General features: G+C 38.2%; 1 tRNA gene. It reads right to left on the minus strand.

Annotation, left to right across the window (positions count from 1 at the left end):
* Positions 1–2 precede the first annotated feature (2 nt).
* Positions 3–74: transfer RNA gene (locus ACVHXK_RS18965), tRNA-Asn, on the minus strand.
* Positions 75–246: the final 172 nt, after the last annotated feature.

Here is a 246-nt window from a genome sequence, read left to right on the forward strand (position 1 = left end):
GGCTCCGCGAAGAGGACTCGAACCTCCAACCTATCGGTTAACAGCCGAGTGCTCCACCATTGAGCTATCGCGGAACAGTCATTCTAATGTGTATGCACATTAGCGAATAATACTATCGTGTCATAGACACAAGATGTATTATATCAGAATAAATCTCATTTGTAAAGATATATTCTTTCAAAATTGCATAGAAATAAATCACACTGTATAAATTGTTGAATAAGCCCTCGACCTATTAGTACTGGT

This window comes from Clostridium sp. DL1XJH146, from assembly GCF_054819755.1.